The sequence below is a fragment of the Nocardia pseudovaccinii genome (assembly GCF_050942345.1).
GTDB classification, from domain to species: Bacteria; Actinomycetota; Actinomycetes; order Mycobacteriales; family Mycobacteriaceae; genus Nocardia; species Nocardia pseudovaccinii.
Genome location: NZ_CP192074.1, coordinates 4,131,445 through 4,149,320, shown reverse-complemented (window position 1 = coordinate 4,149,320; position 17,876 = coordinate 4,131,445). Strand labels below are relative to the sequence as shown.

Here is a 17,876-nt window from a genome sequence, read left to right as displayed (position 1 = left end):
TCAGCGGATCCCTTCTTCGGTCGGACCGATTTGCTCGGGATGGAAGGCGAAGCGGCGGGCCACGGCCGAAATCTTCGCCAGCGCGAAATCCAGCTGGTCGCGACTGAGCGTGGCCATCATGCTGACCCGCAGCCGCTGCTGTTCGCGTGGGACGGCCGGGAATTCGACGCCGTTGACGAACACGCCCTCGGCGTGCAGCGCCGCGACGACCTCGGCGACGGCGAGGCGCTGCGGCACCAAGATCGGGATGATCGCGGTCTGCGGATCGACCGCGAAGCCCATTCGACGCAGTTCGCGCACGAAGTAGTCGACATTGTCGTGTAATTGGCGGATCCGCTCCGGATGCTCATCGATGAAATCGATGGCGGCGAGTACCGAGGCGACGACCGCCGGGGCCAGCGAGGCCGAGAACATGTACGAGCGCGCGAAGAACCGCAGCGTGTCCACCAGATCCTTCGACCCGGCCACGAAACCGCCGGTGGTGGCGAACACCTTCGAGAAGGTGCCCATGTACAGCTCGACCGATCCGGCCCCCATGCCGAAATGTTCGGCGGTGCCGTGGCCGTGCGCGCCGAGCACACCGGTGCCGTGCGCGTCGTCGATGGCCAGCCAGGCTCCGAAGGAATCGCACAGCGCCCGAATCTCCGGCAGCGGTGCGATATCGCCGTCCATCGAGTACACGCCCTCGACGGCGACCACGATATTCGCGCCCGGATTGCGCCAGCGGATCTGCATGAGCCGGTGCCGTAGATGCCGAAGATCGTTGTGCTCGAAGGCCATCGAGCGGACCCGGCCGAGTTGGATGCCGTCATAGAGGCTGGCATGGCTCTGCTCGTCGTAGAGCAGAATGTCGCCCTTGCGCAACAGACCGGTCACCCAGCCCACATTGGCGGCGTAGCCGGAGGAGAACACCAGCGCGGATTCGCAGCCCTTGGTCTCGGCGAGGCGTTCTTCCAGCCGCCGGTGCACCGAAGTGGTGCCGTTCAGCAGTGGCGGTCCGCCATGGCCGACACCGAATTCGCGCACGGCCCGGACGGCCGCCTCGACGATCTCCGGTTCGTTGCCGAGGCCGAGGTAGTTGTTCGACCCCAACATGATCAGGTCGCGGACCGCGTCGCCGTCGGGATCGCGGACCTGTACGACCGGACCCGCCGCCCCGGTGATCTCACGGAGGACGAATCCGGTGCCGCGCGCGTTTTCGACATAGGGCCGGAATTCCTCGAAGCGCTGTTCGAAGGTGTGCGCGGCGGGATCGAGGTAGTGCTCGAGGCTGAAGTTCTCGCCGTGCGCGGTCTCGTGCGGTGCGGCTGCGGTGGATGTCATGAGCTGTGTTCCTGAACGATGGTTGCGGTTCCGGCCTTGCCGTCGAGGATCAGCACATCCCCGCTGGCGACCAGCCGGGTGACGCCCGCAACGCCGACGACGGTGGGAATGCCGAGTTCACGGCCGATAATGGCGGTATGGGAGAGTGGGCTGCCCTTCTCGCTGACCAATCCACCGGCGGCCACCATCAGGAAGACCCAACCGGGATCGGTACTGGCTGCGACGAGGATCTGACCGTCGACGACCACATCCGGTTCCGGAGTGGTCAACACCAGCGCCGGAGCTTCGACTCGGCCCGGCGCGCAACCGATTCCGTGTAGCACACTGCCGGAATCGCCAGCGGGAGCCGGATGGTCGAAGGCCGGATCGTTGATGCCGACGGCCGCGATTCCGGCCGTGACGATCCGCGACGGCAGTTGCTCGATGCGCCACCGCTCGTGATCGCTCTTGCGTGTGGCGACCGTGCGCGCCGCATCGGTATCGACAGCGGTCCCCCGGGTAAGGGCCGCGATCTCCTCGTAGGTGAGCCAGAAGATATCGCGCGGATCCTCGAGCAGTCCGGCCGCGTGCATCTGCCTGCCGTATTCCCGGAATACCCGTTTGACCAGGCCGAAGGAACGGCTGCGACCCAGCCGCATATTCTCGCGCTGTTTCACATGCTCGCGCGCCCGCCCGAGTGCGAACCGGAATGCCAACCGTTGCGGAAGCTTTCCACGGAACAGCCGCGCCGCGGTGCGCTCCGCGTCGCGGCGGATCTGCTTTTCGCGCGCCACCATTTCGTCGATGTTCTGACCGCCACGCAGGTAGTTGCGCAGCATAGGAACCAGTCGCTCCGGATGCTGGCCCAGCGGATCGGTTTCCAGCTTCAGCTCGTCGACGGTACGGTCGCCGAACAGGGCGATATGGCGCAGGCATGCACTGCGGAAATCGGCGAATTCGGGCTGTGCCAGGGTTTTCCACACTTCATGCGGTTCCAGTAGCCCCTTGAACAGCTCACGCAGCGCGGCATCCGCCCGGACCGTCGCGGTCAGTGCGAGCGCCGAGCGGACCGGGTCGACACTGTCGACACCTTCTTCGCCGCAGAACAATTCATTGCGCAAAGTGATGGCGGATGTCTCGGTGAGGCCTTCGCGTTCCAGCAGCAGACCCACGACGTGGAACATCTGCTGGGCCAGAAAGTCATTGAAGATCTGCACCGCGTAGGCGGGGACGAGTTCGTGCAGGCAGCGTTCCATCCATTCGAGCAGTGCTTCCGGATCCCGTTCCCGCTCCGGTGTTTCCGGGTCGAGCCGGTGGTCCAGATCGGCCGTGAAGGCCTGGAGTTCGGCGAAGAACGCGCGCAGCCGCCGCGGTAGCCGCAGCCAGCCAACCGTGATGATGGCGGCGATACGCAAGCGCAGCAGATACATCTTCACCCGTGCCTGCCCGCGTTTCGGCGCGGCGGGCCGCTGGTAGCGGTTCTCGATATTGAGTGCCGCCTCCCAGCCTTCGATGGCGAACTCCATGCCCGGGATCTGCAGGAACAGCCGGTACCAGTTGCTGATGTTGTAGTAGATGCGCCCGTGCGCGGTACCGACCAAATAGGGGTACAGGCTCGCGGCATTGCGGTCGACGATGGCGTCGGTTGCGCCGAAATCCTTGTGACAGGCCCGGAACACCTGCTCATAGGCATTCCGCAGGATCGAAAAGGTCAGCGGGCTGGAAAGACCGGGATAGGACTCGGCGACATTCACATTGTCGAAAATGGTTTCGCGGGCACCGGTCGCGGTGATCGGGCGGGCCTGGAGCAGGTACAGCATGCCCTCGGCGTCATATGCCCATTCGACATCCTGTGGCGCGTCGAAGGTCTCGGCCAATCCCGTTGCGGTATCGACGAGTTCGACTACCTGTGCGTCGGTGAGTGCCTGGCCGGTGACGGCGGTGATCTGCTCGATGACGGTGCCGGAACCATCGGCCGCAACCGCGACCCGGCTCTGCTTCTCGGCCACCGAGCGGGAAACGATCGTGCGCGCGGCGGTGTCGACGAAGTAGGTATCGCACTCCACGGTTCCGGCGACGACACCTTCGCCCAGGCCGAGGGCCGCCGAGACGACGGCCTCGCCCGGGTCGCCGGTCTGCGGGTTGCAGCTGAAGGCGACACCGGAGACCGCACTGTCGATCAGCACCTGAACCAGGACGGCACAGTCGATCTCGGTGTTGTCCAGTCCACGATGCGCTCGGTAGAAGAGCGACCGCTCCGAGTAGGCCGAGGCGAGCACCTCCAGCACCGCCGCCGATACGTCCGCCGGGGCGACGTTCAGCAGGGTGTCGAGTTGGCCCGCGAAGGAGTCCGTCGCCGAATCCTCACCGCTCACCGAGGAACGCACAGCCAGGCGAACAATGGATTGTGCTGTACGCGTGGCGATTTCGCGCACCTGCGCGCCCAGCTCGGTGTTGATATCCGCTGGGATCGGCTGAGCACGGATGATCGTACGGATCTCCCCCGACGCCGCCCGCAACGACGCCGGATCGGTGTGATCGAGCGAATCCAGCGCGTCGGCGATGGATCCGCGGATCGGTTCGAGGATGCGCGCACACGCGGCGGCACTCAGCACCACGAATGGTGGCACCCGATAGCCGACCGCTACAAGTCTGCCGAGATTCGCGGCCTTGGCGCCCACTTGCGGCGCCATCGTCGCATCGGCGGCCAGTGCGGTATCGCTGACGGTTGTTCCGGTCATTGCGCGGCCTCCTGCATGATCGTGGCCGACGGCACCGCGGGCGCACGCCGGGTGAGCCGAACGAGTACCGGATCGGGGGTATTGGAGATCTCCGGGTTCTCCCGCACCCGCATCCCGTTGACGAGTTCGATGTCATAGCGCGCCAACAACATTGCGATGCCCACCCGCACCTCCATCAGCGCCATGTGCTGGCCGACGCACAGATGCGCGCCCCAGCCGAACGGGAAGTAGCGGTATGGCGGGCGCGCCTTGGTCCGCTCCTTGGTGAACCGCTCCGGATCGAACGTCAGTGGTGAATCCCAGAATTCGGGGAAGCGGTGGTTCACGAACGGGCTGATCACCACGATCGCGCCCGGTTGCAGATCGAAGCGGTCGAAGCTGTCCGGTTCGACGGCGGTGCGGCTGAATGCCCACGCGGGTGGGTGCAGACGCATCGCCTCGTCGATCGCGCGCCCGGTCAGCTCCAGTGCGGGCAGCGCGCGGTCGACGCCGTCGGACAGCGCGAGTGCGATATCGATCTCGTCGCGTACCCGCGCGAGCACCGCCGGGTTGTGTGCCAGTTCGTAGATGGTCCACGCCATCGCGCCGCCGGTGGTCTCGTGTCCGGCCAGCAGGAAGGTGAGCACCTCGTGACGCAGTTGCGCGTCATCCATGGCGTGCCCGGCATCGTCGCGGGCCGCGAGCAATCGGGCCAGCAGGGTTGTCGCTTCGGCATCGGCTTCTCGGTGACGCTGGATGACGCTGTCCACCACGCGATGTAGCCGTTCGCGAACCCCCTGGAAGCGGCGATTGGCCGGGGTCGGCACATTCGGCGGGACTTGGACGGGTGCGGCCATATGCCGCATCACCCACGAAACACCCTCGCGCACATCGTCTTCGATCTGGGGCAGGACACCATCGATATCGGAGCCCATGACCGCGCGGCACACCACATCGGCCGCGAAACCCATCACCTCGGGAACCAGGTCGAAGGCCGTGCCCGTCGCGGCGTAGGCATCGAGGCGATCGAGCATCCGCTGTCCGCATTCGACCATGAGCGGAATCTCGGTGTCGACGTGACGGCGGGAGAATGCGGGTTTGATCAAGGCGCGCTGACGTTTCCAGAGTTCGCCGCCGCTGGTCAGGAGTCCGGGGCCGAGCAAGTAGTTCAGGCTCTGATAGCTGATCCCCTTCTCGTACTTGGCCGCATCGGTGACCAGCACCTGATTGATGTGCTCCGGCTCGACGAGCAGATGCATCTGCTGATGCACCAGCCGCAGCCGGACGCTGCCGCCATGAGCGACGGCCTGCTCGTAGAACAGCGCGAGCGGGTCGGCGCGGTAATCCGGATACGCACCCAGTGGATGTCGCAGCGCAGGACCGCTGAGCCTGCGGCCGCGGAACTTCGGCTGCACACTCATGCCGCGCCTCCGGCACCGACCAGATCGTCCTGGGCCAGGAAAAGCCGCCTGGCCTCGGCGCGCTGCACCTTGCCGCTGGTGGTCTTCGGAATGCTGCGCGGCGGCACCACCCGGACCCCGGCGGGCAGCACACCGGTGCGCTTGCTCACCGCGACCCGCACCGCTCGGCGCAACGCATCGTGTTCGGTCGCCTCCGCACCGGATTCGACAATGAGATGGAGTTCCTCCGACAGCCCTCGGGTATCGGCATGTCCGACGGCCGCGACACCACCGAGGCGCACACCCGTGACTTCCTGTGCGGCGAGCTCGAAATCGGTGGGCAGGTAGTTCGCGCCGCGGATGATGATCAGGTCCTTATGCCTGCCGGTGATGCGCAGCCTGCCGTCGCGCAGGTAGCCGATATCGCCGGTGTCCCACCAGCCGTCCCGAGTGGCGGCCGCGGTCTCTTCGGGCAGCCGGAAGTAACCGATGGTCATCGATGGGCCGCGGAATTGGATGCGGCCGACCACGTCCGAACCGCACACCGCGCCGTCCTCGTCGACGATGCGTACCTCGGTACCGGGCAGCGGTGCGCCGCAGTCGACGATGTGCATCACATCGAGGTCGTCTTCCGGAATATCCAGGGCCACACCGTTTCCAGTGAGCGCCCGGCGCGACACCGAGTCGTAGGCGACCGGCGCGTGCGGGCGATTCACGGTGACCGCGAGGGATGCCTCGGCCATGCCGTAGCAGGGCACCAACGCATCCTTCGGCAGTCCCCAGGCCGCGAACCGGTCGACGAAACTCTGCACGGTCGGCGGATGGATCGGCTCCGCGCCGCAGAACAGGAACCGCCAGCTCGACAGATCGATGCCGTCGAGTTCGGCGTCGGTAACCCGGGCGGCAGCATATCCGTATGCGAAATTCGGTGCCGCCGTGAATGTTCCGCGATACCGGCTGACCGTACGCAGCCAATCCCCCGGACTGCGCAGGAATCGGCTCGGCGGCATGAGCACCGCGTCGATGCCACGGAATACCGGCGTCAGGAATCCGCCGATCAGCCCCATATCGTGGTGCAGCGGCAGCCAGCCGACCCAGGTGTCGCCCGCGCCCATCGCGGCGGCCTGTGCGATCTGTTCGCAGTTGGCGGCCAGATTCGCGTGGGTGATCTGCACACCTTTCGGTGTTCCCGTCGAACCGGAGGTCGCCTGGATGAATGCCAGATCTCCCGGTTCGGGAAGTCTGGGCGCCAGCGTCGGCGCGTCCGGCGAACAGGCCCAGGCGTGCAGCACATCGCCATCGATGGCCGCCACGGTGTCCGGCAGTGCTCCCCCTGCGAGCACCGACCGCGTCGCGACGACCGCCGCGGGTTCCAGATAGCCGAGCAGCCGAGTGAACTTGTCGCGGAAGATATCCGCCGAACCGAACCCGCCCGGCGTCGCCACCGCGGTCGGCACCGCGCCGAGCACCAGCGCACCGAAGAACGCCGTGACGAACTCCGGGGAGGTGGGCAGACACAGCATCACCCGATCTCCAGGCTCGACCCCCTCGGCGGCCAGGGCGGCCGCGGTGCGTCCCGCAGCGGCCACGAGATCGTCGTGTCGCCAGGCGATTTCACCATCGGCATCGCCGCGCTCCGGAACGAAAATCGTGGACGGTGCCGATGCACCACGCTCGGCGTCGGCCAGTAGCGCATGCACGATCGTCGGATGCTGGGAAACCAATTCAGTCACTGCTCACCCCGCACGTATCGCACGATCTCGCCGACCGTATTCAACTGTGCCGCAGCGTCTTCCGGTATGACGATGCCGAATGCCTGCTCCAGCTGAATGGTCAGCTCGATCGCGGTCGGCGAATCCAATCCGTAGTCGATCAATTGCGCGGACGCGTCGATCTCGTCCGCCGAAACCCACAGCACCTCACCGACAATGGCGCGCACCCGCGCCTCGATCTCGGTCGCCGGGGTACCTGCCTGTGTACTCACCCGAGTAACTTCCCTTCCGTCACGCAGGCGCGGACCGACTCCTCGAGATCGACGCCGTCGCCGGTATCGATGCGGTGGAATCCCACTTCGGGGAAGGCCGCCGCGAGGGTGTCGCGCACCTGTAGATATCCGTCACGCAGGGCTCCGAGCCGCTCTGCTGTTTCGTGGGCCTCCTTCGGCCCGCTCCCCGAACGTTGCGCACAACGTGCCGCGGCCTGTTCCGGCGGTGCGTCCAGCCAGAGCACCGCGTCGGGCAGTGTCGTGCGAAAGCGGTCGGCGAAGCCGGGGACGGATTCGGTCACATCCCGGCGCACCAGATCCGCGATCTCCGACAGCAGCTCCCAGATATCCGGGGAACTGCCCAGACGCGTGGATTCCGACCGCTGCCAAGCGAGGATGTCGTCGAAGGTGCCCGGACGGTGGCGCTCCAGCACGGCCGCGATCTCCTCGGCGCGATCGTGACCGTTCCATTCCGGGCGGGCCAGCGCGACATACAACGGGCCGTAGACCAGCAATTCGATCAGCGGATGCCGTTCGAATACCAGCACATCCGGTGACCAGGTGGTCAGGAAGTGCCGCTCCACCGGACCGAACAGCGTCATCTGCAGATACATCGCGGTGGCCTTCATTTCCAGGCTGCCGATTCCATCGCATCCGACGCTGAATGCCTTGAGCTGCTCGGATAGGTCCGTCAGCGGCACATTGCGGGTGTTGTGGAAGTCCGGGCAGGTCATCGAAGCGAAAGAACCAGTGCCCGGCGCCAATTCGCGCAGCCGTGCCATGACCGAGGACTTGCCCGCACCGTCGATGCCGACAATCGCGACGCGACGGGTCACCGGTCGTCCTCCCGCAGCTGGGCGAGCACAGCCTTCGTGATATCGGCCGGTGTGCCGGTGCCGTCCAGGCGGATCCAGCCGAACTCCTCCGACAGAGCCTCCAGCGCATCGTGACTGCGCCGCTGGAAGGCCAGGAAGGTCTCCTCGTCGCCGTAGCCGCTCTCGTAGTCGCTGCGCAACTGCTTGCGCCCCAACGCATCCTGCGGACCGACTGCGAGATAGAAGGTGCGATCGGGTTCCGGAAAACCCGACGCCAGCTTGCGCAGCACCGCCGGATCGCCGCCGTGTGCGACCTCGGTGGCGAAGTACTTGTACCAGTACGCATTTGCCAGCAGGATGTCCGGGCCGCGTTCGGCGGCGAGGTCGAAGGACAGCTGCATGGCGTGGAACAGGAAGTGCGCGCGACTCAGCGGGGACAGCAGTTTCAGGTAGCCGTAGATCTCGGACGGACTGCGCCACGGCAGCTTTGAGGAGACCTTCGGATCCAGGAATGCGTCCCAAATGGTCACGGCGGCAACGCTTTGGCCCTGCGCCTCGAATTCCGCGGCGATGCGGGCCACCTGGGTCGTCTTACCCGATCCGTCGGCACCGGCGATGCAGATCAGGCGTTTGCGTGCGGTCAGTGGTTCATCCGTTCTGGCGGCCGCCGGGCGTGGGTGCTCCGGGGGCGGTTGCTTGGGTTCGGCGGGGCGTAATGGCACCGCAGGTTTCGGCGGGGCGGGCTCGTTCGGCTCACTGATCGGCAGCTCGTCGGGGACCGGCCGCTTGTCGGGGACCAGGCGCTCGTCAGGGACCAGGCGCTGACGTTCCCGCGACCACTCGGGATCTGCGACGACATCGAGTCCGTGCCCGTTGCCGGAACCGGACGGCGGCGCAACCGGCTCGGACGAGACCGCGGTCTCCAGCACGCTGATGACTCCCGCCCCGCCATCGACCCGGATCCGCTGACCCGAGCGGACCGCGGTCGTCGCACCCGCGACATTCAACACCGCCGGTATTCCGTACTCGCGCCCGATGACCGCCGCGTGCGAGAGCATCCCGCCCACCTCGGTCACCACCGCTGCTACCAGCCCGAGGGCAGGCGTCCACCCCGGATCGGTGAACCGGGTGACGAGGATGTCACCCTCGCGCAGCTGGTCGATATCGGCCAGTGAAGTGATCACCCGAGCGGTGCCCTCCGCAATACCTGGACTGCAACCCAGCCCGGTCAGATCGCCGTCGCCGATCTCGCGAACCGCGCCCACGGTGACACCACCACCCAGCTCATGCGGTGGCACGAGATCCCGGTAGCCCGCGTAAACCGCACGGCGATAAGCGATCTGCGGTGCGAGCGTCGAGATATCCACCCGCCCGGCCGCGAGATCACACAGCTCGTGGATCGACAGCTGGAACACATCATCGGCCTGCTCGAGCGTGCCCGCCGCAGCCAGGCGCACCCCGGCCTCCACGACATACGCGCGCACAATGGCATAGCACTGCGAGGAAAACTCCCGCATGCGTTCGCGCGCAACGAGGTACCGGCGCATCCGCTCGATCTGCTTATCCAATGCCTTGGCGTGTTTCACCCGCGCCAGCGGTTTGGCCCGCACCCGCGCGCGCACCGCGGCGAGTTCGTTTTCGTAGCGTTTGCGCTGATCCACCAGCGTCACATCGGGATCCGCGGGCGCGGTGCCGTGCTCGAGCATGACCGCGATCATCGAGCGCACCCGCTCGGGCGCCTCCGACCAGCGCGGGCTGGTGAGATCCAGTTCCGCGTCGGCGTGGAAGCCCTGCTCGTCGAGAAAGGCATCGAGCGCCTTCGCCCATTCGGGACTGTCCAGGCCGTGATCGCCTGCCACCCGGTGCAATTCGACGATGCCGCGCTGCAGCTGCATATGGCTGATATCGGCGAGCCCGCCCATCAGATCGATGGCCGAGGTGGTCCCGTCGGTCGCGGCATCCACCTTGTCGAGGAGTTGCTTGAAGTCGGTCTGGACGCTGGAGTTGTTGTAGATGGTGGTGAAGTAGGTGCGCTCGGTGGCGGCGTGGAAGGTGAGCAGGCAGTCCGCCAGATCCGCGACGAAGGTGGCCTCATCGGTGTGCGGCAGTTCGCGTACACGCTCGCGCCACACCGCGTATTTCGCGGGCCACTGCGCCGCGAACGCATCGACCGCCGCCAGTTGATCCTGGTAGCTCTTCTGCACGGCCAGCGCCGCGGGCAGCGCCCTGGCAATGGTCTTCGCATTCGTCGGAGTGCGGTGCGGACCATCGGACCCGTAGTCGTTGAGCACACCGAGGTCGTCGTCGAAATGCTGCTCGTCGAAGCCGGGAATGCGGAAGAAGCACTTCTTCACCGCGCTGACATTCCAGTAGGCGCGGCCATAGTACATGGCCATCCAGTCCGGTTCCGCGCCGCGTTCGGCGAGCTTCAACCGTTCGAAGAACTGCTGCATCGAGTACTGGAAGGCGTTGTCGTACAACGAGAACATCATCGGTGTGCAGACCCGCGCCGAGACGCCGCCGTCGCGCAGATCCGCGTCGGAGAACTGGTCGATATCGGTGCGCCAGCTGATCGCGGTAATGGCCCGCGCCTGTAGCAGCCACAGTTTCCCGTCGCCATCGATGGCCCATTCGATGTCCTGCGGGCGGTGCCGGTGCGCCTGCACCGCCAGCATGAGGGCGGCGAGTTCGGCTGTGGCGGTGGCATTCAGCTCGACATCCTCATCGCCCGCATCCCGCTCGACCACGGTGCCGTCGAACAGTCGCAGCGTGTACCTCGTCGGTGTGACATGTCCGGAGACGAGTCGTTCGCCGAGTCCCCGGCAGGCTTCGACGACGGCGTGGTCCTCGATGCCGGTGAGCGCGTCGAGGCTGAAACCGACACCCGCACAACGCGCGTCGACCATGCGCTGCACCAGAACGGCGACCGAAGCATTGGCCTCGTGATAGCCGCGCCGGGCCAGATAGGTGCGAACTCGCTCGTTGTGCACCGATTCTCGGCACTGCTCGATATGTTCGCGCAAGGCCGCGACATCGGTGATATCGAGGTACGACTCGTACTGACCGGCAAAACTCGCGTCGTCGAGGTCTTCGAGCACACCACTCGAACGCGCGGCGACCGGGAAGCCGCCCAGCGCTCGTACCCAGCCGGTCAGATCAGCATCGGATACCTCGGCCAGGTCGAGATCGGCCGTGACGACGAATCCGGGCGGCACCTCGAAGCCGGCCACGATCAATTCGTGCAGGGTGCCCGCCTTGCCACCGGCGCGGTCCGCTGCGAAATCGGCCGCGCCGAGGAACATCGGGGCAGGGGTTGCTGCGGTAGGAGATTCGGACACGGTTGGAGCTCCTGTCGGAAGCAGAACCGGGCGCACGTCGTGACGATCGGCCAGATCGCGGGCGGCGCGCACGCCTGCCGCGGTCAGGCCGCCGTAGGACGGACTCGCCGTGCGCGGTTCGAAACCGAGCAGAACGGTTTCGGCCATACACGCGTAGACGACCCCGGCGGGCAGCCCGGTTTCGGGAAACGGGGGTGTCTGGCCGAGCGGCAACGCCATGCGCCCACCCGAGACCAGGGTGATATTCGGTTGCTGGGACACCGCGGGATCCACATCGCCGGGGACCGCGAGATCGACCACGAGCACCGGATCGTCGTCGGCCAGCACGTCGGCGGTGATCACTGGCACTGCCGAATTCGTGGCGGTGAGGACGATGCGACAGGCACGCAGGGCGGTCAGATCCTCGCTGACCGTCACCGCACCGGGCAGACCCGCGGCCACCCGCTCGAGCCGGGACGCCGAGCCGGTGCGCCCGACCAGGGTCACCGAATCCGCGAGCGGTGCAAACAGTTCCGCCATCACCGCACCGATATTTCCGAGCGCCCCCAGGATGCCGATCCGGCGATGGCCCGGTTCGAGACGGGCGAGTTCGGTACGAACCACCTCGTAGGCGCAGGCCGCGGTAAGCGAATTGCCGGAGGTCACCTTCACGGTGTCCTCCACGACATCGCGCGAGGCATCGGTGACGATGGACGTGTACCCGCCGAGCCCGATTACGCTGGCGCCCAAAGCGATCGCCTGCTCCACCGCCTCCAGCACCAGATCGCGCAGCCAGGCGCGATGTCCGGCGCGCTGGCATTCGATGATCTGCTCGGCCGAAATCGGCACCGCGATCAGGCATACCTCGACCGTGGCGCCGGTCGGCGACGTGACGAGCTGTCTGGTCAGTTCGAACGGTTCGGCCACCCCGCGCAGCCGTTCGAACAGTGCGGCGAATTGGCCGTCGGACCATTCGGCCAGCTCCGGTGCGAATCTGCGCAGATCCGCGGCATCGGGCAGATTTGCCAGGAATACCACCCTGGTCGGGGCATTCCAATCGCGGGCGACCTCATGGGTGCGCCGCCGCGATGGTGATCGGCGTTCCGGCACCGGCCAATTCGTGGTGACCGGTGCGGCCAAGTGTGCGAGCAGCCGGACGTAGTCGCCGCGGTGCAGCACTGCGGCGAGATCGTCGAGCGCCGCCGTCAGTCGGTCCAGGTCCGCGTCGGCGAGGAAGGCCGAGGGCTGGACGCGCAGTGTGGTCGGCGCGGAAAGCGTTGGCAGCATCCGGATCCGGTGGACGTGCAGCAGATACCCCGCCACCACGTATCCGAACAGCTCCGGATCGCATATTTCGCGCAGCAGCGCGGATGTCGGTTCCGGTGGCGACAGTTCGATGCCCTGCAGCAGCCCGCGGCCCCGTACGGCGAGGATCTCCTTGGGCCACCGCCGTGCCACCGCGTCGAGCCGGGAACGCAGCAGCGCACCGGTATCGCAGATGCGGATCTGGTTGTCCCGCAGCAGGTCCAGTGCCGCGTCGGCGACCGCGCAGGACAGATCGTCATCGGCGAAGGTCGAGGTGTGGTATCGGCCGAAGTCGGCGATCGAGCGTTGCCGCTCCACCAGCAGGGCCGAGATCTTCACCAGCCCGCCGCCCAGCGATTTCGAGAGCAGGTAGTAGTCCGCGCTCACCTGCGACGGCGATGAGGCGAGGAAGGTTCCGGTACGGCCCATGCCCGACTGGATCTCGTCGAATACCAGGGCCGCCGTGTGCCGATCGGCCAACTCCCGCAATGCCCGCAGGGTCGCGGCCGGAACCTCGCGGACCCCGCCCTCACCCTGGATCGGCTCGGCGAATACCGCGGCGATCGGCGAAATCCTGGTCCATGACCGCACCGGCCGACCCGTGCCGTCGAAGGTGATCCGGCACACCCGACGCAGTTCATCGGCGAACGCATTCGTCACCGCGTCCGGTTCCCAGGTGTCGAGCCTGCGCCGCTCCGGACCGGGCACCACCAGGTCCGCGGGCGTATCGGCGTGCTCGGTCAGAGCGAACGCGCCGGCGGTCTTGCCGTGGAAGGCACCGGTCAGCGAGACGAAAACCGGTCCGCGCCGCCGCAATTCGCCGATCTCGCGCAGCGATTCGGTGAGCAGCTCCGCGACCGAGTCGCTGTCGTCGTCGGAGCCGTTGTCGCCCAAGGCAATCGGCCGAACATCGTGCAGGCTGTCGCGCCGAACCCGGCGCAGGGTACGCCGCAGTTCGGTCTCGAGATCGCCGAGGGCGCGGGCGTGCGCCACCGCCGCGTGCCGGATCGCCGCCTCCACCGCATCGGCGCCGGTGGACCCGAACGTCACCACGTACTCGCGCCCGCTCCCGGCGGCCACCGCTTCGGAAAGCCTTCGGGCAAGTCGCGCGGCCGCGGGCCGGACACTGCCCTGGGAGACGAATGGCGTCTGCTGATTCAGCCGAGCCGTCGCCACCCGCACCAGCGCCGGATGGTTGTGCCCGAACAGCGCCGCACCGAAACCGCCGACAAGATCCAATACCCGGCTCCCATCCGACCGGATCAGATAGTCACTTTCGGCACCCGCATACACGACATCCAGGTGGCACGCCCGTAGCAGCCGAGCCAGTCCGGGACGGTTGTGCCGGGCGAAATCATCGAATAATTCGTCTTCGGAAACAATGGCGGAGGAATTTATTTGTTCCGAAAACAGAACACCTGCCGACACGATCTATGCCCCAATACCAGAGTGCCGGTCGGCGGTAGACTTTGCGACCACACAGTCAATTACATCGCGCGCGGTGTACAGTGTGGCAGCCTCCGCATCGGAGATCTCGATCCCGAACGTTCGCTCGAGTTCTATGACGAGTTCCGCTGAGCGGACCGAGTCCAAGCCATAATCCAGCAACGGCGTATTCACATCGATCGACGGCACCTGTAATCCCCGCGAAAAGAGTTCGCACACCCGTGTACCGACATCGTTCAACCCGGTCATCGCACATCCTCCCGCGCGCTCGAACCTGCCGCGTCCGCTGCTCGCGCGACGCGGGTACAGAACATCGAATCCGTCGCGAAAACCATGAATCTTGGCTGATCAGTGCGGAATCCGGCGTCAGCCGAGACTGCGATCACTTGCCCTCCGATACGGCAATCAGGACTGTCACGTCCAATATCTCGTCTATGCGCACAACTGTTAGCAATCACAGCGGTGCATGCACACATCTGTACACCGATGATTTACGGCTGGCAATGTGAATAGCCTCGACTCAGAGCCGGTTCGAACCTTCAGCAACTATTTCGCTAATACAGCCCGCCCGTACGTGCGGAACTCGGCCGCACCCACCAGAAAGGGGGCGTGACGAAGTGGTGTCTGAGACAATTCATTCCGCAATTCGCGGTCACCGACAATTCGCCAATTCGGCCATCAGCGACGGCGCGGGATCATTTGTCAATAAATGCGCTGTTCATACCCGGTTCACTGAGCGGACAGCAGAGTTTCCGAACCGACCTATCGGTACTTTTGTTTTGCATCGAGCGCTAACACATTCCGCGTCGAATGCAAAGTCACGTAACGGCGTTTTTACCTCATGCGGCCGGGCATGCGCACTGCCCGAACTCTCGGCTAACTTCTGGTCCCAGCGACGGATGTGACGGCTCTCATTACCCGCCGGTAGCTCCTCTGAAGCACTGTGACCGGTCACAAGCGCCCGACCACCCGGATAGCGCACTCTCACAGAACCGAGCGAACCGGTCCACATGCCACCCCGGGCAGTTACTGTGAATGCTCCACACAGCTACACCCGTGGCCGAAAAGGAGTCGCCAATGTCCGTCGACCACTCGACCAGGCCGACCCTGACCCTATCGGGCAAGCCGATGTCGTCCCCGCTCAAGGACGTCCGCGCACTGTCCCGGCAGATGGTCGGCCACTTCGTGGACAACGTCATCCCGTGCGCGACGATGCCTGGGGAAGCCATTACCGGTGACTTCACGGCCAGCACCCGCGTCTGCCTCGAGATCGCGGTCAGCATGCTCGACGGCAAGGACATCCCGGAGAAGGTGCAGCGGCTCGAGGACCATGCCGCGGGCTGGGCCCGTGAGGGCGTGCCGATCGACACCATCCTGCATTCCATCCACGAGGGCTTCCAGATGGGCCTCGAACTGGTGGTTTCCAGTGCGACGATCAAGGACTACGACAATCTCGTCGACGGCGCCAAGATGGTCGTCGAACTGCTCGACAAGCTGACCTCGGCGATCTCGGTGGCCTACATCCGCGAGCTGCGTGCCGTCGTCAGCGAGCACCACACCGCCGTGCACACCCTCACCTCCGCACTGCTCGGCGGGCACAGCACTTCGACCATGGCGCGCGAATGCGGTATCGCCATCGCGGAGTCGTACGACGTTCTCGCCGTTGCCATTCCACCGCATCGCGACGAGCACAATCCGATGCTCGACGCCCAGGTGGTAGCCCGGCGCAAGTTGCGTCGGCTGCAGGCCGAACTCGCCACGCAATGCGGCGCGAGCGCACTGTCGCTGCTGAGTGTGGACGGCGGCACCGTGTTGATCCCCTCGGCCCAATTCGACAACGACAAGCTCGACGCCGTGGTAGCCAGGCTCTCGCACGCCGCACAGGTCGGCATTACGGCGACCATGGTCGTCGCCACGCCGGAACAGATTCCGAACGCCGCCGACCAGGCGCACGAACTTCTCGACATGGTGCAGCGGCTGCAGGCGGTGGCCGGGCTCTACCGCTTCGACGAACTCGCCCTCGAATACCAGCTCACCCGGCCGGGCCCGGGCCGCGAATACCTCGGTTCGCTGCTGGATCCGCTGGACGAACACCCCGAACTGCTGGAGACCCTGCAGCGCCACATCGGCAATAACCTCAACCGCCAGCGCACCGCCCGGGTGCTGCACGTGCACACCAATACCGTCGACTATCGACTCAAGCGCATCGGGCAACTCACCGGCTTCGATCCGTCACAGCCGTCCGGGCTCTGGTACCTGCGCTCCGCCTTGGTCGCGCGCACGTACCGCACCTGACACCGACGCACGCACCTGATAGGGAAGGCCCGCCGGAGATCGTCCGGCGGGCCTCCCCTATCAGGAGGGAATGCCGAGCCCCTCGGCCAGCACGGGCCACGAATCCTTCAGCGCCTCTTGCCAGTACCCCCACGAATGGGTGCCCGTCGGCTGGAAATCGTAAGTAGCGGGGATCCCCAGCTGATCCAGTTCGGTGCGCAGGTTCTGGGTGCACCAGTTCACCGCGGATTCGATGACACCGCCGATCACCAGCTGGTTGAAGAACCCGCGCGGCCCGGGCTGCATGTGACTGCCGTTGTAGCGGTCGTACATGCCAGGCACACCCGTCCCCGTCGAGATGAACAGATGGATGCCGCGCAACTGGTCGGCATGCAAGTATGGGTCGTTGGCCGCCCACATCGGATCATTCGGCGGCCCATACATATTCACCGTATCGCCCCCACCCCAGCCCTCCACCGCGAGCTTCACGAACTGCTGCCCGATCGGGTCACTGATCTGGGCGCAACCGCTGTAGGCCGCAACCGCCTGATACAGACCGGGTTTCGCGATCGGCAACTGCAAAACCGAGGTGCCCGAGGTGGACAGCCCCGCGATGGCATTGACGCCCGTGGTTCCGAGTTCGGCATCGATCAGCGGCGGCAACTCCTCGGTCAGGAACGTCTTCCATTTGTACAGACCAAGTTTCGGATCCGGCGCACGCCAATCGGTGTAGTAGCTCCACTTCCCACCCACCGGCTGCACCACATTCACATCCTTGTCGGCGAGGAACCTCAGCACATCGGTGTTCTTCTGCCAGGTCGCACTGTCCTGCCCACCTCCACCACCGTTCAGCAGATACAATGTCGGCCGCGGCGTCGACCGATCCGCCGGACGCAACACCTTCACCATGATGTCCTGCTGCATAGCAGCGGAATACACCCGCAACTGCACCGTCCGATCATCCTCGGCCCACGACCCGGTGATGGACGACGACGCATCCGCGTTCGCTACCGACGGCACCACAACTACAGCGAACACCGCAGCAAGCGCAGCGAACGCGTGCACCCAACGGCGGCAACGTATTTCACCCCTCGCGCGGCCCGAATCGGCAACCGGCGCAGTCGTTCGTCCGGCGGAACTTCGTTTCATCATTCACTTCCTCCAGAACCCTGGCGTTCGTCGACTCGCACGGTTTGTGCTCGTCAACGGCATAGAAACTGCGCCAACGTTAGAACCGGAGAAGAACGATGTTCCGCAGACATCGGCCGGATCTGGACACCTCACGAATGCCTCCGGCACCCCTAGGGATACGA

Annotated in this window: 10 protein-coding genes; 1 reads left to right on the top strand and 9 read right to left on the bottom strand. The window is 65.7% G+C overall.

The window, feature by feature from the left end; genetic code table 11:
• From ACQPZ2_RS18740 to ACQPZ2_RS18705, 8 genes are read right to left on the bottom strand one after another with little or no spacing between them, the layout of a single operon-like run.
• Nucleotides 1-1,323: an aminotransferase class I/II-fold pyridoxal phosphate-dependent enzyme gene (locus ACQPZ2_RS18740; protein WP_433526707.1), complete on the bottom strand. Its 1,323-nt coding sequence runs from the start codon at nt 1,321-1,323 to the stop codon at nt 1-3.
• Nucleotides 1,320-4,043, bottom strand: a complete 2,724-nt coding sequence (locus ACQPZ2_RS18735) for a PEP/pyruvate-binding domain-containing protein (protein ID WP_433526706.1) — start codon at nt 4,041-4,043, stop codon at nt 1,320-1,322. Before ACQPZ2_RS18735 ends, ACQPZ2_RS18740 begins: the two co-directional genes overlap by 4 nt.
• Nucleotides 4,040-5,443 carry a cytochrome P450 gene (locus ACQPZ2_RS18730; RefSeq protein WP_433526705.1) on the bottom strand — a complete coding sequence of 468 codons (1,404 nt, stop codon included), beginning with the start codon at nt 5,441-5,443 and terminating at the stop codon, nt 4,040-4,042. The genes ACQPZ2_RS18735 and ACQPZ2_RS18730 overlap by 4 nt, the downstream gene beginning before the upstream one ends.
• Nucleotides 5,440-7,155 carry a fatty acyl-AMP ligase gene (locus ACQPZ2_RS18725; RefSeq protein WP_433526704.1) on the bottom strand — a complete coding sequence of 572 codons (1,716 nt, stop codon included), beginning with the start codon at nt 7,153-7,155 and terminating at the stop codon, nt 5,440-5,442. Before ACQPZ2_RS18725 ends, ACQPZ2_RS18730 begins: the two co-directional genes overlap by 4 nt.
• The gene (locus tag ACQPZ2_RS18720; protein WP_357479644.1) at nt 7,152-7,406 is read right to left on the bottom strand and encodes an acyl carrier protein; all 255 of its coding nucleotides are present in this window, start codon (nt 7,404-7,406) and stop codon (nt 7,152-7,154) included. The genes ACQPZ2_RS18725 and ACQPZ2_RS18720 overlap by 4 nt, the downstream gene beginning before the upstream one ends.
• On the bottom strand, nt 7,403-8,242 hold the full coding sequence (locus ACQPZ2_RS18715) for a hypothetical protein (protein WP_433526703.1): 840 nt from the start codon (nt 8,240-8,242) through the stop codon (nt 7,403-7,405). The genes ACQPZ2_RS18720 and ACQPZ2_RS18715 overlap by 4 nt, the downstream gene beginning before the upstream one ends.
• A complete protein-coding gene (locus ACQPZ2_RS18710; protein WP_433526702.1) occupies nt 8,239-14,271 on the bottom strand; it encodes an aminotransferase class III-fold pyridoxal phosphate-dependent enzyme in 6,033 nt (2,010 codons plus the stop codon). The genes ACQPZ2_RS18715 and ACQPZ2_RS18710 overlap by 4 nt, the downstream gene beginning before the upstream one ends.
• 3 nt (nt 14,272-14,274) lie before the next feature.
• On the bottom strand, nt 14,275-14,538 hold the full coding sequence (locus tag ACQPZ2_RS18705) for an acyl carrier protein (protein WP_433526701.1): 264 nt from the start codon (nt 14,536-14,538) through the stop codon (nt 14,275-14,277).
• An 828-nt stretch (nt 14,539-15,366) separates the two neighbouring features.
• Between ACQPZ2_RS18705 and ACQPZ2_RS18700 the strand changes: the two genes are divergently transcribed.
• A complete protein-coding gene (locus tag ACQPZ2_RS18700; RefSeq protein ID WP_433526700.1) occupies nt 15,367-16,584 on the top strand; it encodes a PucR family transcriptional regulator in 1,218 nt (405 codons plus the stop codon).
• Nucleotides 16,585-16,644: 60 nt separating this feature from the next.
• On the opposite strand, the gene ACQPZ2_RS18695 is transcribed toward ACQPZ2_RS18700, so the two are convergent.
• The gene (locus ACQPZ2_RS18695; protein WP_433526699.1) at nt 16,645-17,601 is read right to left on the bottom strand and encodes an alpha/beta hydrolase; all 957 of its coding nucleotides are present in this window, start codon (nt 17,599-17,601) and stop codon (nt 16,645-16,647) included.
• Nucleotides 17,602-17,876 lie beyond the last annotated feature (275 nt).

Excerpts from the sequence above, each read along its gene's own strand:
- ACQPZ2_RS18730 (WP_433526705.1), bottom strand. The coding sequence starts at position 5,443 with ATGAGTGTGCAGCCGAAGTTCCGCGGCCGCAGGCTCAGCGGTCCTGCG.
- ACQPZ2_RS18700 (WP_433526700.1), top strand. The coding sequence starts at position 15,367 with ATGTCCGTCGACCACTCGACCAGGCCGACCCTGACCCTATCGGGCAAG.
- ACQPZ2_RS18740 (WP_433526707.1), bottom strand. The coding sequence starts at position 1,323 with ATGACATCCACCGCAGCCGCACCGCACGAGACCGCGCACGGCGAGAAC.
- ACQPZ2_RS18735 (WP_433526706.1), bottom strand. The coding sequence starts at position 4,043 with ATGACCGGAACAACCGTCAGCGATACCGCACTGGCCGCCGATGCGACG.
- ACQPZ2_RS18705 (WP_433526701.1), bottom strand. The coding sequence starts at position 14,538 with ATGACCGGGTTGAACGATGTCGGTACACGGGTGTGCGAACTCTTTTCG.